Raw genomic sequence first — 21,368 nt, 5'->3', positions numbered from 1 at the left:
CATTATTGCTCATCATGAGAAGATACTTTAGCCTTGGATGTCGCAGGATTTAATGCCCAAAGCTGTTTACTATCTGCTTCCTCTCCTTGAGAAGCACAATTGGTAAAATTCAGACCAAATGCGTATTTATAATCACTAGATTCAAAGGTTGTAATGCATTTATTTTGCAAGCTGACGCTTTTGAGTTGGATGGCTCCACTATCGGTTAAGATAGGTTGAAATTGTTGATTTGTGGCCCCAGCTTCACAACTATTATGAGTAAGCCCACTTGTGCTATATGCTGTCATACAAGTGTTTTGCTGCACATTTTTAAAAGTAAAAGTTGAATTATTATTATATTGAATACTCCAATTATTGTTTTGCCCGAATGATTGGGCGTCATAGGGAGTATAACCCCATAACCAACTGTTTCCTCCCGTTGCCCAGACCACAATAATTGCACCACTCCATACATTGGAAATAGAAATTTTAGTGAAAGATTCAGGCGATGCTGCAATGGCAGAATGACTTACCCACAATGTCATTATAAAAATTGAAAATAATTTCTTAATATTTGGAAAAGGTGTAAATTTTTTCATTCTTAGCTCCTGATTTTTATCTAAAGATTGACTCAATCGGATTGAATAGATGCGCTGTTAATCGATGTAAATTTAATTTATGCAATCTAAATAACTTCATTAATTAAATACATTTTCATGTAGGATATTAATTTCAAGAAGTATTTTTTAATTAATGTCGCTAACGTAGTTTATTTAAAATAAAGTAAAAAGTAAGATGAAATTGGACACGTGAATTTAGTCACTTTTTGTAATGACAACATCGCGAATTTGATAGCCGTTTTCTCTCAATTTCATCGCCATTTCAAGACGTGACCTGGCTGACATCATTTGCATGAGGGTGGACATATAGTTTTTGACTGTGCCGTAGCTCAGATTGAGAGCATGAGCGATTTTTTTATTGGAATATCCCTGTAGCAATAGATCGATCAAATCTTTCTGGCGGGCGGTGAGGTATGAAAAGGGCTGTGTTGGTTTCTGCAGCAAGCATTTTCTTGCTCTAGGTATATTGGAAATAAGAGTCTGTATGGTTTCAACCATACGGCGGGCGTGGTCATTTTTAAAAACAAAATCATTCACGTTATGTCTTCGACAAAGGTCAATTGTTTTCTGGTTGTCTACGCCAAAAACAATGGTGGCTGGTATTGCATCTGTTTGTCCGCCGGTTTGATACGCGATGAGTGATTCTAAATTTGGTTGCTCAATCAACAATAAATGTGATTCTGTCAATGTGGCTAGTGACCTATCCTTCTCGCCCCATTGTTTAAGCGTCTCTTGTATGCTGGTCTCCCTAATTATTTCGCAGACGGGGAAGTTTTTTTCGATCAATGTACTAAGGCCCAGTACCAGAAGTGGATCGTGACTGATAATTGCTATATACATATCGACCTCGATGGGGAATGTGATCATGGCTGAGTTACCAGATCGATGCTCACGCGAGACCGTCGCGTAACTATCAAATGATTTGTTTACGGGCGTATGCCCACGCGATAACGGAAATTAGCTGGGGAGGCAAGCGGCGCGACGGTTCCGGTTTGTTCCCTGCCGGACGCCCTGCACTATAATCGGCTCGCCATAGCCTTGCTGGTGACTTATTTGCTTAGAAAAACGTTGCATCGAGCATCGCCATACCTTTGTCAGTAGTGAGATCTTCGATGTTCAATGGGAGCTCTGCATATACATAGGACGAGACGCCAGATAGAGAAGTGCCGCGGCGACGTACTAATGGAAAGTTCACATGATTGCGAATGTAGTTACAAATAGTTACAACGTCAAGTTATTTGTTGAAATAACAATAAATGTTAAGCAATGTTAAATATTTTTAGCTCCGACGGAAATAGTGTTCCCCGACTGGATGGCCGGTCGGACAAAATCAGTGAGATTACCGCCACCGCGCCTTACAGTTGCTCAATCCTATACCTACAGTTATCGGGGAACTACAAACGATGCGTCGGAAATTCTACGTCACGCTTGTCCGCTAAATTGGTAGGTATCGACTCAAATTTTTTATAGTAGTACATAGAAAAAACATAGCGTCGTAGGGTAATCCCCCCGTTTTTAAGCAAAGCTAAAAGTAGAGGCTAAGCCGCAAGGGCCAATTTCTGCTTCGGGGTGATACCGCCGAGCGCCATGTTCGGGCGTTCGTGATTGTAGGTCCAGAGCCATTTTGTGGCAAATTCCTGGACCTCGCTGATTGATTCAAACAGGTAGTGGGCTAGCCAGTCATAGCGAACAGTTCTGTTGTAGCGCTCGATATAAGCATTTTGTTGCGGCTGTCCTAGTTGAATAAAACTGATCTGGATGCCGCGCTTTTCTGCCCACGTGGCCAGTGTCGAACTGATGTATTCGGGTCCGTTGTCACAGCGAATCGTCGTCGGCTTTCCCCGCCATTCGATAATTTGGTCAAGCGACCGAACGACGCGAACTGCCGGCAGGGAGAAATCGACGTCGATGCCTAAGCCTTCCCGATTAAAGTCATCAATCACGTTGAACAGGCGGATGCTACTCCCGTCTGACAACTGATCGTGCATGAAATCCATGGACCAGACATCGTTGATCGACGTAGGCACTGACAACGGTTCAGGCTTTGCTCTGGTAAGCCGCTTTTTGGGTTTGATTCGCAAATTCAACTCCAGCTCTCGATATATCCGATAGACGCGCTTGTGGTTCCAACCGAATCCTTTGACGTTGCGCAGATACAGGAAGCAAAGGCCAAAGCCCCAGTTTCGCTGGTTCGCGGTCAGCCGGATTAACCAGTCCGCGACATGCTCGTTATCTTCCGATAGCTTTGCCTTGTAGCGATAACAGGTCTGGCTGATCGCGAAAGTCGCACATGCGCTGCTTACGCTGATGCCATGCGCTTTGACTGCCGCGTGTGCCATCTCACGTCGGTGAGATGGCTTCACCACTTTTTTTGCATTGCCTCCGAAATGATCTCGGCCTTCAGCTTCTCTTCGGCGTACATCTTCTTGAGCCGACGGTTCTCGTCTTCCAACTCCTTCATCCGCGTCATCATCGACGCGTCCATGCCGCCGTATTTGCTACGCCACTTGTAGAACGAGGCCGAACTCATCCCGTGCTCACGGCAAAGCTCCGGCACTGGCGTGCCGGCCTCGGCCTGCTTCAAGATGTTGATGATCTGACTTTCGGTAAAGCGTGATGTCTTCATGTAAAACTTCCTCAAAATCGCATTTAAGAAAATTCTACTTTTAACTGATACTTTTTTGTGGGGGGATTACCCTCTGCAACGAGAAGAAAAATAATCAGATCGTCGCGAATTTGTTTTGACGCTTTTGCGATGGGCGACGCAAGCATATCTTGTCGCCGGTTTTTGTTCGTTGTGAAGATCTCGTTGCCGGATGATTCGCCCACTTGACTCGGGGTCTCCGCCAGATTTGACGAAAAATGCATATTGCAATGAATGGGTTGGTAGTTCAACGATGTCCTGTGACTGTAATCAGCCTAATATCGTCCTCGAACGATCGCGCGCCACCCCCAGCGAGGAAAGCGTCTTACGCCGAGAGGTGACGATTCCGACGGGCTGATTTGAGACGTTGGGGGCGGCCGGTATGAAGCACCTGGGTGACCCAATCTTCTGTAACTGCATATCCGTAAAGACTTGCGCCGCACAAAATGTGTGCGGTAATATCTCTTCTCATATACACGCCATTGCTGCAACTAGATAAATTGATGGTGGATATTTGAGTAGATTCTTTCGCGGCGTGGTCACTTTGCAGATAGCACTGGAATGCGCGAATCTCCTCAAGTATCAGAAGTTTGCAAAGCCTCGTACCTTTACTGGTCCGGGGCTTTTAACGTTTTTGGCTGAATTGGACTAGAATCAAATTCTTCCAAAGCCAGAAATGTGAGTGAGACCATGATCATCCTTACCAGCGCAGACGATGAGCGGCCCGCCTGGGGCGGCATTGTTCGACCCAGAGGCTGGGACGAGGATATGTTTGTTCTCAATGGTGGGATCGACGGCGTATTTGAAGGAATCTATAACCCCGTTTTGGTCGAGTGGACCAATGAACATGGTTATTACATAGAAGTTTTTAGTCGTATTGGCATGACGACCGTAAAGTTCGCTGATCCATGCGATCATAGATTGCAACGAAAGTAGATTCGCTCACGGCACGGTCACTTTGCAGATAACAGCGGAGTACGCGAATCCCCTCAAGTATCAGAAATTTGCAAAGCCTCGCGCCGTCATCGGCACGGGGCTTTTTGCATTCTCACCATGCAGACTGCAGCCAATAGAGCCGTGCCGAAGGGGAGATGTGCGAATTGAGACAGCCAATGATCAAGATGGGAGTTTGCTATCGTACAATCTTCTCCCCGTGTTTATTGTAATCTTGTTGAAAGATCGGGGCATCGCCGATAGTCATGAAAACTTCGATAGCCAACTTCATCATGAGACAAACGGCCTTGTCATTTGTAATGTTTATCCCGAGCGCATATGCATCGGAAAATTCGGCAGACAGAAAGTCCATAGCGGATTTCTTGTTCGCACTAAGCTGATTGAGATTGCAACCATGATTCAAACAGTGGTCGCGGCCTGGTAGTCGCGCACCGCACATTTCCTGCAACACTGTCTTAGCTTGGTGCAGATTCATTCCACCTCCGCCTCCAGCAATTTTACGTAAGTTTTCCGTCGCCTTTCTGGCGCCAACCTCTAACTGCCTGCCATCGACAAGCTTGATTTTTTGAAACGCCTCAATTTGAGCCTGAAACAAATAATCTGACATGAAAGCCTCCATATTAAGAATAAGAAAAGCACTAGACGTTGACCGATACCCTGGTACAGCAGTCACTTAAAGCTTACTCATGTATGGGCAGCTAACCCTGACTGATTCTGACGTCAACTAGGTGTGAAGGCGGTCGAAATCGGCGTAAATATGGCGGCAAGCAGTTGACATTTTCTGAATCGACGCATGCAGGCCTCTAGGGAAGAACTAGGCAGATGGGAAGGTTCTTAGCCTGATAGCGCGTCACGCGGATGAGTGGTTGGTCGAAGCCCCGCTCGTTCATCGGCTCGGGGCTCTTTGCATCTTGCTGAAATAAATAACGGTAAATGGGTATTGAAAATTGGTTTGGTGACGCAATATTGTTTTTGCCTCCTCCAATTCTCCCTAAGTTTTGGATTTAGCCCGCAGCCCAAGGTTCGCGGGCTTTTTTTCGTCCCAAGACAATAATTCCCGAACGCTCACAGCGTCAGAGACTTTTAAATTCAACGCTGTGTCGTTGGTGGAAAACAGAACATGGATGGGTTTGCAAAATGCATTTAACAGTTCAACTTGATGCGCGATCTTTAGGAAAATTCGCTGCGATAGTTGGCATTTTCCACCTCGTCGCAGCCATTGGCGTTGCTTGTACCGGAGCTGCTGGGCTCATTTGGGCTATTCGTTGGTGGTGATGCCGCATGCCGCGGCGTCCGCGTAAGCCATGTGGGATTTCAGGGGCATGGTCAGAATCCCGTCCTAGGCAAATCAGTCCCACGGTACCCCGAGATACCCCTATCTACTTGGTTCGAGTCCAATCGTGCCTACCAGTATTCTTGAAGTTGTGGGAATGCTGGGATAGTTCTGGATTAACTTCAGGATTGATCAAAGAAAATCTGTTGTAAGCAATGCTGAATGGAAGCCCGATACGGCTTCCATTTTTGCTTTCCGGGCGCCGTGTTCTTCGGTGTCAATCTGCTTGGCATAAATTGTAAATAACATTTTGGCATTTGCATGGCCAAGCTACCGAGCAATGTAAGCTGGATTTACGCTGGTCATCAGCGCGGGCGTCGCATAGGTGTGCCGAGTCTGGCAGGCCCGTCTGGTTCTTATCCCTCATTTTTAGACATGCTTCCAATAATGGTCCCGTTGTGACTGCTCGTGGCGCCTTGTAGCGGTTCGCGCAAGAATGAAACCAGCGCGTGCAAGGATGCGCTCATATTCCGGCGACTGGAGTAGTAGAGGAAAAATCCAGCGCGGGACCAACTGTAGTCTTCAAGCATTTCAACCAGACGGCCACTTTGCAAATAGGGGCGCACGTGATCTTCCGCCAGCAAGGCTACGCCTGCACCGCTTAGCGCGGCGGCCAATGCGAGATTGGCGTCATTGACGAGTAAGTGTCCGGCGACGGAGATTTCGAGCGTGTGTCCTTTGTCCATGAAGCCCCACGGTCTGTTGACCCCAGTAGTTGGGCGCTTGATGCGTATGCATTCGTGCTTTTGCAAATCGTGCGGGGAGTGCGGCACGCCATGTTTTGCCAGGTAACTGCGGGACGCGACTGCGGCAAAGCGCCGGTCGGGGCCGATGCGGCTTGCGATCATATCCTTGGCCAGCAGCTCGCCTAGGCGAATTCCGGCATCGAATCCATGCTTTGCGAGGTCGACAAATTTATCTTCTACCGAAATATCCAGGACGATCTCCGGATAGCACGTACGGAATTCGGCAAGCCGCGGTGCAATCAATAGCTCCGTTGCGATACGCGGCGCGGTCAGGCGTACCGTGCCGGACGGCGTTTCGCGAAAATCATTGATCGCTTCCGCCGCTCTGGCCAGCCCATCCAATGCGGGACGCAAATGGTCCAGCAATTGCCTACCCGCTTCGGTGAGCGAAACGCTGCGCGTGGTGCGATGCAGAAGCCGCACACCCAGCCGCGTTTCCAGCTGCCGCATCGACTGGCTCAGCGCCGACGGTGTAACTTTCAAAAATGCCGCTGCTTTAACAAAGCTCTCGCGCTCGGCAATCGCTACAAAAGCATTGAATTCCGCAAATTCATTTCCACGCATTAATTAGCCCTGCTACATAGTTCAATAAGTAATTGATGCATTATTAGATCATAATTTCTGGCTACACTGGAGTCCTGATTTCATTGCGTCAAGCGCAATTTCAACTTCAAAATAGGAAACTGCCATGAAAGTCGATTCAACCAGGGTGATCAAGCAAGTCGGAAAAGTTGCAATAATCGTCGCGACCGCTTTGGTCGCCATGACTACCGTCACACAAAACAGCTATGCCCAGGCACCGATGGCGAAGTTTCAGGCGCCGGGCTTTTACCGGACGATGCTTGGCGATTTCGAGGTCACCGTCGTGTCCGACGGCACCGCGCTGCGCCACGTCGACGAGATCATGAGCAAACCGGAGAAAGTCAGGGAAGCCTATTCCCGCAATGGCGAAGAACTGCCGACCGAGCTTTCGATCAACACCTTCCTGATCAATACGGGATCGAAACTGATCCTGGTCGACACCGGCGCCGGTGAACTGTTCGGCGGCGGAAGCAGCGGCCGCCTGGTGAACAACTTGCGTGCTGCCGGTTACCAGCCGGAGCAGGTTGACGCCATCTTGCTGACCCACATCCACGGCGATCATTCCGGCGGGTTAAGCGTTGGCGGCAAACGCGTTTTCCCGAACGCGGACGTGTATGTCGACAAGAACGATTCCGACTATTGGCTGAGCGAGGAAAAAGCGAATGCCGCTCCGTCGTCAAAGCGGACCACCTTTATGCAATCGCGCGCAACAGTCAACCCTTATGTGGATGCAAAAAAACTGAAACCATTCGTCGGCGCGCAAGAATTGTTTCCTGGGATAAGCAGCATTCCAGCCTACGGACATACCCCCGGTCATACCGCTTACCTGATCGGTAGTCGAGGCAAGAAATTGCTGCTGTGGGGCGACGTAATCCATGCTGGCGACGTGCAGTTCAAGGACCCGGACGTGACGATCGCATACGATTTTGATCCGGTTGCGGCAGTGAAATCGCGTCAGCATTTATTCCAGCTAGCGGCGACAAATGCTTATCTGGTCGGCGGCGCGCACATCTCATTCCCCGGCCTCGGCCACGTTGCAAGCACCTCGACGGGATATGAATGGGTGACTGCGCCGTATCAAATACAAGGGACGTTATAACGCGCGAAAGCGACGCCGGCAAACATCGACCATCGCGCTCGGCGCTCAGAACGGCCTGCTCATCAGCTTGGGCCGCCCACCCCTTGCCCATGTCGGGGTTTGACAGTGGAGGGTGCTCCTGATCTGGGCTTCCATACTTCCATATATTATTTGGGGGCTTCGATCGGCAAGCCGCCCAGTATTTGCGCGGGTCGGCGCAAGACCGGATCGAACGGGTTGAGCTGCGCGCCGACGCTTGCCGCTTCTTTTTTCAATATCTGCACCACGGTCGGCAAGCGATCGGCATTCAGTCTTTCTGCCAGTGTGGCGACGCTCAGGGCGGCCACTGCGCGGCCCTGGCGATCCAGTACCGGCACCGCGATGCCAGCCATGCCAGGCAGCAGCCCGACGCCGTGGCTGGCGGCGTAGCCACGTTCGAGCGAGCGCTTGATTTCGGTGCGCAAATACACCTCGTCGTACAAGCCCAGGTCCAGCAGGCGCGGCAGGTTGAAGCGGATGATTTCTTCCCGTTCTGCTTCCGGCAGGAACGCCAGGATCACCAATGCTCCCTGGCCGACCCCGAGCGCGACCCTGCCGCCTACGTCTCCCGTGAATGAACGGATCGGGAACGGTCCCTCGCTGCGGTCCAGGCACATGGCGTCGTAGCCGCTGCGCACCAGCAGGAACATGGTGTCGCCCAGCGCTGCCGACAGCCGTAGCAGGATAGGCCGGCAGATATCGCGCAAGTTGCCGCGCTGGCCGGCGCGCGCGGCGAGTGCAAAAAAATCCACGCTCAAGCGATAGGCTTTGCTGCGTTCATCCTGTTCGACCACGCCTTCGCCCACCAGTGCGCGCAGGATGCGGTGCGCAGTGGGCTGGGCCAGGCCGGTGGCCTGGGCGACATGGGTCAGCTTGGCGCCGTCGCCGCTGCTTGCGGCCAGGGCTCGAATAATCGCGAAGCCGCGCTGCAGGCTGGTTCCGGTGGAAACATCTTGATCCTTCATCAATTTCTCCAGGTGGAATATATTTATCTATACATTCAATAATATATTCATTTAATGGAGTAAATCAAATAATTAGTCTGGTATATGGAATATTGAATTGACCCTGATTTTTCTTTTCACTATATTTCGGAAAAGGCTTTGGCAAGGTATTGGATGCAAAACCGACCGTCATGGGAGACAAGTCGATGTCGTTTCTACAGCTGGAAAACCTATCCAAGCACTACGGTGACTTCACCGCGGTGGAGCAACTCAACCTGACGGTGGAGAAGGGCGAGTTCGTTTCGCTGCTCGGCCCTTCCGGCTGCGGCAAGACCACTACCTTGCAAATGATCGCCGGCTTTGTCGAGGCGAGCGCGGGCCGCGTGTTGCTGGATGGACGCGACATCACCCACGAAAAGCCGAACCGCCGCGGCCTTGGCATCGTGTTCCAGAGTTATGCCTTGTTTCCGCACATGACGGTAAGCGCCAATGTCGCCTTCGGCCTGGAAATGCGCCAGGTTGCAGCGGACGAGTGCGCGCAGCGGGTACGCAAGGCGCTGGCGCTGGTGCACCTGGAAAAATTCAGCCATCGCTATCCGCGCGAGCTGTCCGGCGGCCAGCGCCAGCGGGTGGCCCTGGCGCGTGCGCTGGTGATCGAACCGCCGGTGCTGCTGCTCGATGAGCCGATGTCGAATCTCGACGCCAAGCTGCGCGAGGACATGCAGGTCGAGCTGCGCGAGATCCAGCGCAAGGTCGGCACCACCACCATCATGGTCACCCATGACCAGTCGGAAGCCTTGTCGATGAGCGACCGCGTGGTGGTGATGGATGCCGGCCGCGCGATCCAGATCGCCAAGCCTTTCGATGCCTATGAGTCGCCGGTCAACCAGTTCGTCTCGCAGTTCGTCGGCAAGGCCAATCTGTTCGAAGGGCAGGTGGCGTCGGTCAGCCAGCAAGGATCGGCGCTGAATGTTCACGGACATTTGCTGAACACCAGCGACGCCACCTTGCAGATCGGCGAACAGGTCACGCTCTGCCTGCGCCCGGAAAAACTCGAACGCTGCAGCCCGCAGGATGAAATCATCCGCGGCCGGGTGCGCTCGGGCGTATTCCTTGGCAACCAATGGCTGTATCACATCGACACCGGGCTGGGCGATTTGCTGGCCACCTGGCAGAACTGCGGCAATGCCGCATGCAGCGACGGCCAGGAGGTTTCCTTGCGCTGGCCGGCGGACGCGCTGCACATAGTCAAGCGCGGACAGCCTGAGGTCAGGCATGGCTAAGGCGCCCGCGCTGTCTTCGCTATCCTCGCCATCGCTGCCGTACCTGCTGACGGCACCGGGCGTGATCCTTTTTTTCACGATGGTGCTGGCGCCGCTGCTGCTGACCTTGCTGCTGTCTTTCTACGGTTTCGATGCCGGCGCCGGCATCGTCGCAAAATTCAGCCTGAACAACTACTGGCAGGTTGTCAGCGACGAATATTTTCATTCCATCTTCTTGCGCACATTCTGGATAGCGGGACTGACCACGCTCATCTGCATACTGATCGGCGCGCCGGAAGCCTATGTGCTGAGCCGCATGGGAAAACCGTGGCGCTCGATTTTCCTGATCGTCATTCTCGGGCCCCTGCTGGTGTCGGTAGTGGTGCGCGCTTTCGGCTGGAGCATGCTGCTCAGCGCCAACGGCCTGGTTAACTCGGCTATCGCCTGGCTCGGTTTTGCGCCGCTCAAACTGCTCTACACCACTGGCGCAATCGTGATCGCCCTGGTGCACGTGATGCTGCCGTTCATGGTGATTCCGGTATGGACCTCCCTGCAAAGGCTCGATCCTACTGTCGCCCAGGCAGCCTTGTCCCTGAACGCTTCGCCGGCGACAGTGCTGCGGCGGATCGTGCTGCCGCAGGTCTTGCCCGGCATCCTGTCCGGCAGCCTGATCGTGTTCGGCCTCAGCGCCAGCGCCTTTGCGATTCCGGGCTTGCTGGGCGGACGCCGCCTGAAAGTGGTAGCGACCACCGTCTACGACGAGTTCCTCGGCTCGCTCAACTGGCCGCTGGGGGCGTCGATAGCCATCATCCTGCTGCTGGCGAACCTGCTCATCATGCTGAGCTACAACCGGGTCCTGGAGCGCAAGTATTCCAGGACGCTGGGCTAACCGGGGAAAACTATCGTATGCGCAACAATGGTCCGATTGCCTTGATATTCCATGCGCTGGTGGTGGCGTTCGTGCTGGCGCCGCTGCTGGTGGTGTGCCTGGTCGCGTTTACGCCGGAAGACACGCTGTCCTTGCCGACCCACGGTGTTTCATTACGCTGGTTCAAGGCCATCTTCGAGCATCCCGACTTCGTGCAATCGTTCTACAACAGCCTGCTGCTGGCTCTGCTGTCTGCCACGTTCTCGCTGTGCGTGGCGCTGCCGGCAGGATTGGCGATCGGGCGCCTGAGCTTTGCCGGCCGCGATTTCCTGAATGCCTTGTTCCTGTCGCCGCTGATCATTCCCACTCTGGTGCTAGGGGTGGCGTTGATGCGTCTGTTCGCCAGCATGGGCGTTAGCGGATCGTTCGGCTGGTTGGTGGTGGCCCACGTGGTGGTGATCAGTCCCTATGTATTGCGGCTGGTGCTGGCAGCCGTGGTCGGCATGGACAGAAGCGCCGAGCAGGCGGCGCAGTCGCTCGGCGCCGGACCCTGGACGGTATTCCGGCGCGTCACGCTGCCGATGATCTTGCCTGGCATTACCGGCGGCTGGCTGCTGGCGTTCATCAACAGTTTCGACGAGCTGACCATGTCGATTTTCGTCACCACGCCGGCCACTGTCACGCTGCCGGTGCGCATGTATATGTACGCCACCGAATCGATCGATCCGATGATGGCTTCGGTGTCGGCATTGATGATCCTGGTTACCGGCGCCGCGATGCTGATCCTGGATCGCGTCTACGGGCTGGACAAGGTATTGATCGGCCAGCAGGGATGAACTCATGCCGGCAACTGGAAAGCAAGCAATGACGTTATTTACCAGAATCGCAGAGACACAACGCGAACCCGTCAGCTTTTCGCTGGATGGCCGCAGCGTCACCGCGTTGGCAGGCGACACCGTCTTGACGGCGGTACTGACGCAGGCGGACCGCTTGCGCATGTCTGAATTCAGCGGCAAGCCGCGCGCCGGCTTTTGCCTGATCGGCGCTTGCCAGGATTGCTGGATGCGCACCGAAGACGGGCAGCCGCTGCGCGCTTGCAGCACCGAAATCCAGGCCGGCATGCGGCTGCTGACTGCGGTTCCGGGAGCCTCGCATGAGTGAGCCGCGGATCGTGATTGTCGGCGCCGGCCCGGCTGGCGTGCGTGCTGCCGAGGTGCTGGTGGCTGCCGGCTTGCGGCCCGTGCTTGTCGATGAAAACCAGCGTGCCGGCGGCCAGATATATCGCCAGCCGCCTGCCGGCTTCGTGCGCTCGGCAAAACAGCTGTACGGTTTCGAATCGGCCAAGGCGGATGCGCTGCATCGAACATTCAACAAACTGCGCAGCCATATCAATTATCTGCCCGATACCCTGGTGTGGAATTGCGACGGCCGCCAGCTGGACCTGCTGGGCCATGGCCAGCACCAGTCTTTACCTTATTCTTTGCCCTATTCGCATCTGATCTTATGCACCGGCGCCATCGATCGGGTTTTGCCTTTCCCCGGCTGGCTTTTACCCGGCGTGTATACCCTGGGGGCAGCCCAGGTTGCGCTGAAAGCGCAGGGCTGCGTGATCGGCAGCCGTATCGTCCTGGTCGGCTCCGGACCCTTGCTTTACCTGCTTGCCTATCAATATGCGAAAGCCGGCGCCAGCATTGCGGCAGTGCTGGATACTTCTTCTTTTTCCGGCAAGCTGCGGGCGACAGCCGATCTGTTGAAACAACCGCTCACTTTAGCCAAGGGTTTGTATTTTCTCGCGTGGCTGCGCTGTCATGGCGTCAAGGTGGTGGAGGGCGTGGAAAAAATTGCTGTCTCGGGCGAGCAAAAAGTAAAAACCATTTCCTGGCATAAGAATGGCCGGGAACAAACGCTGGAGTGCGACGCGGTTGCCAGCGGTTTCGGCCTGCGTTCGGAAACCCAGCTGGCCGACCTGGCGGGCTGCGCGTTCGAATTCAGCCAGCTTAATCAGCAATGGCTGCCGCAGCGCGACTTGGCCGGGCGCAGCAGCGTCAAGAGGGTATATCTTGCGGGCGACGGCGGCGGTATCGCCGGCGCCGACGCCGCTGAACTGGCGGGAAAGCGCGCCGCCCTGGCTTTACTTGAAGATTTGGGAAAGACCATCGACCGGAGCGAGAGCAGGCGTCTTGATCGTGCATTGCAACGCATGCAGGGGTTTCGGCGCGGACTGGAGCGCGCATTTCCGGCCCCTGTCGCGTGGGCGCGCGAGTGCGCCGATGAAGAAATCATTTGCCGCTGCGAAGAAATCACAGCGGGCGAGTTGCGCCGTGCCGTGAACCATGCCGGCACGCTTGAAATGAACCGCCTGAAAGCGCTGACCCGGGTTGGCATGGGGCGCTGCCAGGGGCGGGTTTGCGGTGCCGCCGCCGCTGAAATCCTGGCTTGCAGCGCCGGCAAATCGCTGGCGGAAATTGGACGCCTGCGCGGGCAGCCGCCGATCAAGCCGTTTCCGGTGGCGGTCGGCGTGGCGCTGAGTCCGGCACGGGAAACCTCATGAACGAGCGGCTGACAGCCGACGTCGCCATCATCGGCGGCGGCCTGATGGGCTGTTCTGCGGCGCTGGCCTTGCGTCGCATGAACCTGTCGGTGGTGTTGCTGGAACAGGGCTGGTGCGGTGCGCAAGCCAGCGGCGTCAATTATGGCGGAGTGCGGCGCCAGGGGCGGCCCGTGGTGCAGCTGCCCTTGTCCCAGCGGGCTTATGCGATCTGGCAGCATTTGCCGCAACTGATAGGCAGCGACTGCGAATATACGGTTTCAGGCCATCTGAAACTGGCGCGTAACGAGGCGGAGCTGGCGTCGCTCGAAGACTACCGAGGACAAGCCGACGGCTTCGGCTTGCAGCTTGAAATCCTCGGGCGGGCAGCACTGCGCCAGCGCTATCCCTGGCTCGGCGAGAAGGTCGCCGGCGGTTCCTTGTGCCCGGGCGATGGTCACGCCAATCCACGTCTGGTGGCCGCTGCTTTTGCGATGGCGGCAAGGAAGCACGGCGCCGACCTGCGCGAAGGGACGACAGTAGAAAGCGCCGTCTTCGAGGGTGGGAAATTTGCGGTTTGCGCTACCGATGGACTGGAAGTAAAAGCGAAATTCCTGCTTAACTGCGCCGGTGCATGGGGCGCAAAATTTGCCGAACAATTTGGCGAGCAGGTGCCGGAATATCCTATTTTTCCAAACATGTGGGTGACCGAACCGATGCCGAAGCTGGTTGAACCCAACGTCGGCATCGTCGGCGGCGGCTTTTATGTGCGGCAGGTGGCAAGAGGAAATTTCGTGTTGGGAGGCGGACGAGGCATGGGGCAACTGGCGATTGCATCGACGCGGCCGGACAGCGCTGCCATGTTTGCCTCGATGAGGATGGCCTGCGAATTCATTCCTGCATTGCGAAACGCACTGGTGATTCGCAACTGGACCGGCGTCGAGGGCGCATTGCCTGACCATCAGCCGGTCCTCGGACCGAGCGTGACGACTCCTGGCTTGTTTCATGCTTTTGGCTTTTCCGGCGCCGGCTTCCAGCTGGCGCCGGCAGTGGGGGAAGTCCTGGCGGATCTGGTGGTCCATGGGGCGACGGCAACGCCTATCGAGGCTTTCAGCATCGCTAGATTCAGCGCAACAAGTTGAAAATAAGTTGAAAACAAGCTGAAGCCGGTGCATCAGGAAATTATGTGGCAGGCATATCGGGGTGTTTAATCTTTGAGGAGGCGGGACCGTGAAATTCAAACAAATTCTCCTGGCAACAGGATTCATTTCTGCATTAGGCGTCGCAGCGGCAAGCAGCGCTGAGACGCGCACGCTTTATGTCGGCATGAACGGCGGCAGCATGGAAAAAAATTACACCAGTTATATATTCCCGGAATTTGAAAAAGCCAATAACGTCAAGATCGTGGTGGTTCCCGGCACCTCCGCCGACATCATGGCCAAGATGTCGGCGCAAAAGGACAAGCCGCAAATGCACCTGGTGTTTCTCGACGATGGCGTCATGTACCGCGCGATCGGCATGGGTCTGTGCCAGAAACTGAAAGACGCTCCGGTATTCAAGGAAATCTATCCATTCGCGCGCATGGCCAATGACCAGGCGGTGGGGATAGAACTGGGCACCGTCGGCATCGGATACAACAAGAAGATGTTCGATGAAAAAGGCTGGGCCGCGCCGACGTCCTGGATGGATTTCGCCGATCCGAAATACAAGGGGAAAGTGGTGTTCCAGTCGATCCAGAGCAGCACCTTCGGCCTGCACAGCTTCCTGATGTTCAACCGCCTGGTCGGCGGCACCGACAAGAATGTCGAACCAGGTTTCCAGAAATGGGGTAGCACCGTCGGTCCCAACGTGCTTGAGTACCTGTCCAGCTCGGCGAAAATCTCGGAAATGGTGCAAACCGGCGAAACCGCCATTTTTCCGCTGACGCCGACCGCAATCGCGAATCTGAAGGCCAAGGGCATTCCGGCGGAATTCGCCACGCCGAAAGAGGGGGCTGTGATGCTGATGGTCGGCGCCTGCGCCCTGAAAAACAATTCCGAGCCGGAGCTGTCGCAGAAACTGGTGGAATACCTGCTGAGCGCTGGTTCACAGGGCAAGGCGGTGGAATATGCCAACGCCATACCGATCAACAAGGGCGTCAAGATCCCGGAATCGGTGCAAGCCAAAATCGGCAATGTCGACAAGCTGATGAAAAACATCAACACGGTCGACTGGGATGTCATCAACAAGGAACGGGCCGCCTGGAACGATCGCTGGGGCCGTTTGATCGAACGCTAAATGCTGGCATTATCAAATGATGCGCCACTGTGTAGCACTCGCCACGTATCGTGGATTGGACTGAACTCCGCATAAATGTGTGTGACCCACAAGGGGTAATGAATCTAACAACACCTAATTGGATTTATTGCCCTGAGCACATTCGTTCTTGCAATGAAAATTAAATAATCTATTTTTTATATCCCCTTGTATTTCATATCACTTTTGATAGGTTTCAGGTGGGAGCATATAGCCACTAACGAAGATGGCGTTGCCGCCCAACGGTGATCGCATCGATTCTGATCCGCGGCGCGTAGATATCATGGACGTGCCTATTTTCTCGAACGCACCGGATTGGCAGCACATCGCCGGAGAGGTGCTTCACTACACGCAGCGCCTAGCGAGCGCTTGCGGATTGAGGCCGTCATCAAAAACAATAAAAGCCTGTATGGTGAAGGGACGATCTCTGCTGGTGCCGCTTATAAAAACATGGGCAACAAGATGCGCATGGGCGTGTTCTTCGCGCAGGATGCGAGAGCAATGCAGGCGAAGAGCGTCATGCCGTCGCTAGCGGTGACGCCGCAAACGCCGGCGGTGCCGAATATCTCAACCGTCCCGAATATACCGACCGCGCCTATTGTTGCGAAGATGTCGGATATTCCTGAGATCGCTGCAATCGCGCCGGCGATGCAACTCAATGCCAGGCCGTCAAGCGCGTCAGTGACGGTCGTGGCACCAAAGTCTGATGTCGGCCAGGATTTACGTGACCGCAAAATAACCCATGTGGTGATGGGAGGAATGTCTGCAGGAGTCTAGGCTTGGATGATTTTCTCTGGTTCATGCCTTCAGAAAAGTCGATATATCTTTGTCTTTCCAGTACGCCCACATCTCAGACACGTAAAGGAAAAAATCATCAGATTCCTCGTCAATTGAATCGTAAGTTGGGTCAATATTCGACGAAAACGCGCCAGTAAACAGGTATTTCAGAGTGAACGTGACCTGGCCATCTTCACAAATTTTAAACTGCCTAAGAAAACCTCGCGTGACACTGAACTCATGATCGCTTCGTAAGCGCCACTGCTTAGTGCCATGTTGAAAAATCAGAGACTCGCGGTCCTTTCTAATTGCAAACCACTTTCCGCGCTGATGCCATAAAAACCCCCAATCGGCGCTCTCACGTGAAACTGACATTTGGATGCCAACAACGCCTGTCAGTTCGTCGAAGTGCCTAACGCCGCCGGCATGCCAGTAATGTGCAAGTAGCATCTCTTGACTTCTAAAATGAACGTTTTGAGGGACGTTTCACCGCATATTCCGCTGAATCTGAACTAATACTACTTAGTGCAAATTTTGATTGCGGGCAGCGTCAAGCTTGGTAATTAATTCGTCCATTTTGCGTTCGAGCTTCAAATTCGCTGCACCCGCAAAATACCAAATGCATACGAAATTTACCATTGGGATTATCCCGAGAATCGTCCAAGTCATGACGTTTCGCTCCTTCTCCTTTGCCAACAAATTCGCTGTTACTCCAAAGAAGATTGACATTACTATCAATGGAAGGAAAGAAATGAAAGTGGTCGCTGCAGTATGGTTTTCCATGGTTATGGTCCTATTGAGTTCGAGTGATATTGTCGTTGGATCTTGATTCAGAAATTTCGGATTCGCATATGGGTTTAATTGTCGCAGTCGTCCTCTTTCGTTGACATATTGCAATACTATTCTATTGTACTGTTGTTAACGTTGAGCGTCACTAAAACCTATGGGCTGTTGAAATCAACGCTAATTTTCCCCTGGGTGGCTGAATATGGAAAACGACCCCGGTTCGTGCCGACTTAAGCCGCTAAAGTTAACGGCGGCCACGCGCCACCTCCGTCGCCAAGCAGAATCGCCGCAGTCCGTAGAAAACCGACGATGAGCGCGGCACTAAGCCGAATGGATTGAATTTGAAGGCATTGATAAAATCGAAAGGCCAGCTAGATGATTTGCACTGAAGGCGCCAAATTGGACTTGAGGTCATCGAGCCCACCTGTGACCGTGATCAATTTCGTTGTGGACGGTCAACCGGTGACGAAAGGTCGCCCGCGCTTCACTCGCGTAGGGAAGGGCGTCAAAGCCTACACCCAGGCTAAGACGGCTACTTACGAGCAGCGGTGAGCTGGGCGGAGAAGACGGCGATGCGTGGCGCCAGTCCCTTGGCTGGACCTGTCGAACTGTTCGTTATTTTGTACATGCAAATCCCTGCGAGCTATTCCAAGGTGAAGCGCGTCAGGGCGATTTCCTGCGACTTGCGACCGACGGGCAAGCCTGATCTGGACAACATGGTTAGGGCATCAAGGACGCGTGCAGCAACATCGTTTGGGGTGATGACTCGTAGGTAGTGAAGATAGTCGCCAGTAAGCATTACACAGCGCGTGCATCTGCCACCGTTATTGCGGCTCCTGTGGGAGGGAATTCGTGATGGCAGGCACCAAGCGACCCCGCAAGGCATACAGGCCGAGAGGAGCATTCGTTCCGATGATGCGATGCACCCGCAATGATCTGGCGCTGGAGCTGAGACTGGCCATCGAGCTGCTGATTGCAGAGCCAAGCCCGGATGCCTACAACCAGCTCTCGACGATGCTGTTCGCAATGGGTAAGGCAAAGCGGTTTGTTGAGCGTCGTTCGATGATTGCCGATTTTCGCGCGAAAGCGGCAACGGACGATGGCAGCTATCCATTATTTGGGGGCGCCCATACTTGACCTAAGATGGGCCGTCAGGGTGCGTCAAGATCGAGCATCAATGCTATGGATCGGAACCGGTCTTGCTCAAGTTGGTTCTGATAGCATAATTCCCGGACCGTCACTGCGCAGCAGATTTTGGTCATGAAATTTCGATACGCTTGCCGTTGTAGCTGGCCCTGAGCGCCTTCTTGCACCAATACAGCGATTTTTCCTGTTTCGGCTCGCGATTGGTTAATAGGCACATAGTCGTTACGCCAAAGACGTAGAGCTTGAACCACCATGCGAGGCTGAACTCTATCGACTCTGTGGACATGGCAGTTTCGCGAAAACAATGGCGATAGGGATCGCCGGCAGGAAAGCTTTCTTTCAACACTTCGTCCAATGTGCCGCCGACGTGACTTTCCTTACCTAGAATAACGTTCTCTTCCTGACGCTGAAAATCAGCTTTGCGATGAATAATCGTTTCGATGTTCATTTTTTTTTCACTCTCCTTTCGGAAGCTGACTTAGTTGAATCAAGTCGCAATTATTATTTAAGCGCAAATTATTGATGTACCTACCGTGTTCGTATGCCTTTAAATTAGGACCAATACTGCTGACTTTCCATCAGTCGAGAACTATTCGTGACGTAGGACTTCAACACCTCATTAATTCTGTGAACGAGCGAGCTTTTCTCTAGGCTTATGTACGGCCCAGCACATTGCTGCTTCAAAGACTTTTTGTGTCAAAAAAATAGCCCTTTGAGAGGGCTATTTATCATACTGTGATTGAGAAACCAATTGTTCCATCGTTTGGCGGTAATTATCCAGGCTAGTTAGCAGGCCAGACAAAAACTATCGACTGTGTACCGCGTTTTTCCTTTACCACGACTTTTGTCTGTGCATCGCCGCCGACTTCTGCACGAATGCTATAGGTACCGGTACGCGGAAATCTGATCAGTAGTATCGGAGCGGAGCAGGTCGTTTGCAACGTCGCTTTGCCGTTCTTATCCGAAATATCGATATTGACGTCCGCTAGATAACTGCCACTTCGCGAGGCAAAGGTCGACATCAGGTCATATGTTTTTGCTGTGCGTTTCATGTAATTGGATTCATCCAAACCGACGCCGCCACACAAATAAGTAAAGCCATTTTCTGTTTTTGGCTGCACATGGAGCGTAGTGACAGAAAGCGGGGGAGCCTTAAGTTGCTGCGCTTCAGACTGCATTCCAGGAAGCGTTGGAGACGTTGGAGAGGGCGTTGGCGGCGGTTTTATTCCAGGAGGCATCGGTTGCGTTTCGTCCGGTATTTCCGGCGGGGTCGGGGGCGATTGCGCCAGTACAGAAGACGATAGGCCGAGTATTATTATCAACGAGATCGTGTTCGTATTCATTGTTGGATCCCCTATAAGCGCTTGCCTGTTTAATACGAGGAACTGCTACTGGTCCCGCTCGCTGCGCCAGGCGTGGTCGGAGTCGTTCCGGGTGTGGTGTTTGCTGGTGGTGTGCCGGCTGCCGGCGCGCCTTGTGAAGCTGGGGCTTGCATTGGCGCCTCTCGCGGTGGTATGCCATCAGGTTTTTTGCAACCAACCAAGACGATGCCCGCGATAACCGTCGCGATAAATATCGGTTTGCTTAACATATGACCTCCATTAAAGATTGGTTGGTATATCGCGTGCCGAAGAACAAAAACACGCGTTCGCGCTAGCAAGGTGTTGAAGGGTGCGCCATCCGATCGCACTTCAGTTGAAGTGCGCACCGCAGATGCCACGCAGCCTCACAACACAATTGCTGTTGGTGTCGACTTTAATATCATTCGCGTAGGTCATTTTTTCGGCTGTCAGCTTGGCCTTTGTTTTGGTTGCGATGACGTCGCCCTTGACTATCGTGGCCTGTTATTCCTGGCCGATGGATAGTCGGTTTCGCAGTTTTCGACAGGCACCAGCAACGCGCCGATCACGAGGCAGGTAGTGGTTAATTTGACTTTCATGATTACTCCTTGCCTTGATAATGTGAAATTTGTGCGGACAGTTTGCGCACTCTAATTGCACATTCAATTTAATAGAGGTAATCCGATGCTGTCATTAGGTAGGTTGAGTCAAGCCTTGACGATGAATTCCCGCATATGGGCGCCAGTCTTGTTCTTGAATGATCAGTCAATCACTGATTTTATTCAATATAGGAGTCGTGAACAATTTTGCAAGAATTCTACTTGCAGTCGCGGCGACCACGGTTTTCCGAGCATCTGATCATCTTATCTATTACACCTATTTGTGAGAATGATTTTTGGTATGGGGATTTTTACCAAGTTCCTTCCAGCTTGTTTCCGTCATTTCGACGCCAAAATGTTTGGCTGCTGCCTTGATATTTTCGAACGCGATATCGCGTTCACCGTCAGATACGTCATCTACCTGATCAAACTGCGCCAGCGCACTCCTGACATGTGAGGAATTGGTCATAGGCTCTTTGCGCTGTTTTGGAAATGCGAATGCGCTCTCAGGTAAATGATCTCGGTCCTTGCTGCTTAACTCGCCATGCTGGGCATGCGGCTTCCATGTTGTCTGGCTCATATCTCTCTCCTAGTACAGACTCCGTTAATGTCAGAGCCTCAACTGATTGCAAAGTTCTGGGTCCACTCAACAAATGCACCGATCTGAAATTTTCTGTATTTCGCTGATGTAGGCAATTGTAGTTGCTGTAAATAACTGTAAATAGGCATTGGGACTTGGTTTGACTGCACTACATTGAACCTGTCTCCTCCAACTCTCCCTAAGTTTTGGATTCCGCCCGCGGCCGCAAGTTCGCGGGCCTTTTTTTGTACTGTCATATCTGCGGTTTG

Annotated in this window: 22 protein-coding genes and 1 pseudogene; 12 read left to right on the top strand and 11 right to left on the bottom strand. The window is 53.2% G+C overall.

What is annotated here, in order from left to right; translation table 11 throughout:
• Positions 1-2: 2 nt before the first annotated feature.
• The 3 genes from BCF11_RS00830 to BCF11_RS00820 all read right to left on the bottom strand — a co-directional run bounded on the left by BCF11_RS00830 (position 3) and on the right by BCF11_RS00820 (position 3,225).
• Complete coding sequence (locus tag BCF11_RS00830) at positions 3-578, bottom strand: hypothetical protein (RefSeq protein ID WP_098493059.1); 576 nt, start codon at positions 576-578, stop codon at positions 3-5.
• Positions 579-794: 216 nt separating this feature from the next.
• Positions 795-1,466: a response regulator transcription factor gene (locus tag BCF11_RS28535; protein WP_098493058.1), complete on the bottom strand. Its 672-nt coding sequence runs from the start codon at positions 1,464-1,466 to the stop codon at positions 795-797.
• A 671-nt stretch (positions 1,467-2,137) separates the two neighbouring features.
• Positions 2,138-3,225, bottom strand: a protein-coding gene (locus BCF11_RS00820; RefSeq protein ID WP_098493057.1) for an IS3 family transposase whose coding sequence is annotated in 2 segments (ribosomal slippage) — positions 2,138-2,973 and positions 2,973-3,225 — 1,089 coding nt in all. Because the reading frame shifts where the segments join, the coding sequence is not laid out codon by codon here.
• A 708-nt stretch (positions 3,226-3,933) separates the two neighbouring features.
• Between BCF11_RS00820 and BCF11_RS00815 the strand changes: the two genes are divergently transcribed.
• A complete protein-coding gene (locus tag BCF11_RS00815; protein ID WP_098493056.1) occupies positions 3,934-4,179 on the top strand; it encodes a hypothetical protein in 246 nt (81 codons plus the stop codon).
• Between the two features lie 196 nt (positions 4,180-4,375).
• On the opposite strand, the gene BCF11_RS00810 is transcribed toward BCF11_RS00815, so the two are convergent.
• Entirely contained in the window at positions 4,376-4,804 is a 429-nt protein-coding gene (locus tag BCF11_RS00810) for a hypothetical protein (RefSeq protein ID WP_098493055.1), read from the bottom strand.
• 1,082 nt (positions 4,805-5,886) lie between these two features.
• On the bottom strand, positions 5,887-6,840 hold the full coding sequence (locus tag BCF11_RS00805; protein ID WP_098493054.1) for a LysR family transcriptional regulator: 954 nt from the start codon (positions 6,838-6,840) through the stop codon (positions 5,887-5,889).
• A 124-nt stretch (positions 6,841-6,964) separates the two neighbouring features.
• On the opposite strand from BCF11_RS00805, the gene BCF11_RS00800 reads away from it, so the two are divergent.
• A complete protein-coding gene (locus BCF11_RS00800) occupies positions 6,965-7,957 on the top strand; it encodes an MBL fold metallo-hydrolase (protein WP_233212324.1) in 993 nt (330 codons plus the stop codon).
• A 146-nt stretch (positions 7,958-8,103) separates the two neighbouring features.
• Here BCF11_RS00800 and BCF11_RS00795 read toward each other — a convergent pair whose 3' ends face one another.
• Positions 8,104-8,940 (bottom strand): IclR family transcriptional regulator, encoded by an 837-nt coding sequence (locus tag BCF11_RS00795; RefSeq protein WP_098493053.1) that lies wholly within the window; start codon positions 8,938-8,940, stop codon positions 8,104-8,106.
• A gap of 185 nt (positions 8,941-9,125) precedes the next feature.
• Here BCF11_RS00795 and BCF11_RS00790 point away from each other — a divergent pair, with 185 nt between their 5' ends.
• The 8 genes from BCF11_RS00790 (at position 9,126) to BCF11_RS00755 (ending at position 16,648) form a co-directional block, all read left to right on the top strand.
• Positions 9,126-10,202, top strand: a complete 1,077-nt coding sequence (locus BCF11_RS00790; RefSeq protein WP_098497260.1) for an ABC transporter ATP-binding protein — start codon at positions 9,126-9,128, stop codon at positions 10,200-10,202.
• Positions 10,195-11,070, top strand: a complete 876-nt coding sequence (locus tag BCF11_RS00785) for an ABC transporter permease (protein WP_098493052.1) — start codon at positions 10,195-10,197, stop codon at positions 11,068-11,070. The genes BCF11_RS00790 and BCF11_RS00785 overlap by 8 nt, the downstream gene beginning before the upstream one ends.
• A 17-nt stretch (positions 11,071-11,087) precedes the next feature.
• Complete coding sequence (locus BCF11_RS00780) at positions 11,088-11,885, top strand: ABC transporter permease (RefSeq protein WP_098493051.1); 798 nt, start codon at positions 11,088-11,090, stop codon at positions 11,883-11,885.
• Between the two features lie 28 nt (positions 11,886-11,913).
• Entirely contained in the window at positions 11,914-12,210 is a 297-nt protein-coding gene (locus BCF11_RS00775; protein ID WP_098493050.1) for a (2Fe-2S)-binding protein, read from the top strand.
• Positions 12,203-13,600 carry an FAD/NAD(P)-binding oxidoreductase gene (locus tag BCF11_RS00770; protein ID WP_098493049.1) on the top strand — a complete coding sequence of 466 codons (1,398 nt, stop codon included), beginning with the start codon at positions 12,203-12,205 and terminating at the stop codon, positions 13,598-13,600. The genes BCF11_RS00775 and BCF11_RS00770 overlap by 8 nt, the downstream gene beginning before the upstream one ends.
• A complete protein-coding gene (locus BCF11_RS00765; protein WP_098493048.1) occupies positions 13,597-14,718 on the top strand; it encodes an FAD-binding oxidoreductase in 1,122 nt (373 codons plus the stop codon). The genes BCF11_RS00770 and BCF11_RS00765 overlap by 4 nt, the downstream gene beginning before the upstream one ends.
• Positions 14,719-14,806: 88 nt before the next feature.
• Positions 14,807-15,853: an ABC transporter substrate-binding protein gene (locus tag BCF11_RS00760; protein WP_233212323.1), complete on the top strand. Its 1,047-nt coding sequence runs from the start codon at positions 14,807-14,809 to the stop codon at positions 15,851-15,853.
• A 387-nt stretch (positions 15,854-16,240) separates the two neighbouring features.
• Positions 16,241-16,648, top strand: coding sequence for a hypothetical protein (locus tag BCF11_RS00755; protein WP_098493046.1), 408 nt, complete (start codon positions 16,241-16,243; stop codon positions 16,646-16,648).
• A 21-nt stretch (positions 16,649-16,669) separates the two neighbouring features.
• Here the strand turns inward: BCF11_RS00755 and BCF11_RS00750 are convergent, their stop codons facing one another.
• Together BCF11_RS00750 and BCF11_RS00745 are read right to left on the bottom strand one after the other, a co-directional pair.
• Positions 16,670-17,098, bottom strand: a complete 429-nt coding sequence (locus tag BCF11_RS00750) for a hypothetical protein (protein ID WP_098493045.1) — start codon at positions 17,096-17,098, stop codon at positions 16,670-16,672.
• A gap of 72 nt (positions 17,099-17,170) precedes the next feature.
• Positions 17,171-17,431: a hypothetical protein gene (locus BCF11_RS00745; protein WP_098493044.1), complete on the bottom strand. Its 261-nt coding sequence runs from the start codon at positions 17,429-17,431 to the stop codon at positions 17,171-17,173.
• 378 nt (positions 17,432-17,809) lie between these two features.
• Here BCF11_RS00745 and BCF11_RS28555 point away from each other — a divergent pair.
• Together BCF11_RS28555 and BCF11_RS00735 are read left to right on the top strand one after the other, a co-directional pair.
• Positions 17,810-18,210: pseudogene (locus tag BCF11_RS28555) on the top strand (RusA family crossover junction endodeoxyribonuclease).
• 136 nt (positions 18,211-18,346) lie between these two features.
• Positions 18,347-18,571, top strand: a complete 225-nt coding sequence (locus BCF11_RS00735; RefSeq protein WP_098493042.1) for a hypothetical protein — start codon at positions 18,347-18,349, stop codon at positions 18,569-18,571.
• 121 nt (positions 18,572-18,692) lie between these two features.
• Here BCF11_RS00735 and BCF11_RS00730 read toward each other — a convergent pair whose 3' ends face one another.
• From BCF11_RS00730 to BCF11_RS00720, 3 genes are all read right to left on the bottom strand, one after another.
• Positions 18,693-19,028: a hypothetical protein gene (locus BCF11_RS00730; RefSeq protein ID WP_098493041.1), complete on the bottom strand. Its 336-nt coding sequence runs from the start codon at positions 19,026-19,028 to the stop codon at positions 18,693-18,695.
• A 334-nt stretch (positions 19,029-19,362) separates the two neighbouring features.
• Positions 19,363-19,923 carry a hypothetical protein gene (locus tag BCF11_RS27335; RefSeq protein ID WP_143751215.1) on the bottom strand — a complete coding sequence of 187 codons (561 nt, stop codon included), beginning with the start codon at positions 19,921-19,923 and terminating at the stop codon, positions 19,363-19,365.
• A gap of 873 nt (positions 19,924-20,796) precedes the next feature.
• Positions 20,797-21,099: a DUF6582 domain-containing protein gene (locus BCF11_RS00720; protein WP_098493039.1), complete on the bottom strand. Its 303-nt coding sequence runs from the start codon at positions 21,097-21,099 to the stop codon at positions 20,797-20,799.
• Positions 21,100-21,368 lie beyond the last annotated feature (269 nt).

Origin of the sequence: Collimonas sp. PA-H2 (assembly GCF_002564105.1) — a bacterium.
Taxonomy (GTDB): Bacteria; Pseudomonadota; Gammaproteobacteria; order Burkholderiales; family Burkholderiaceae_D; genus Collimonas.
This window is presented reverse-complemented; position numbering and strand designations above follow the sequence as displayed.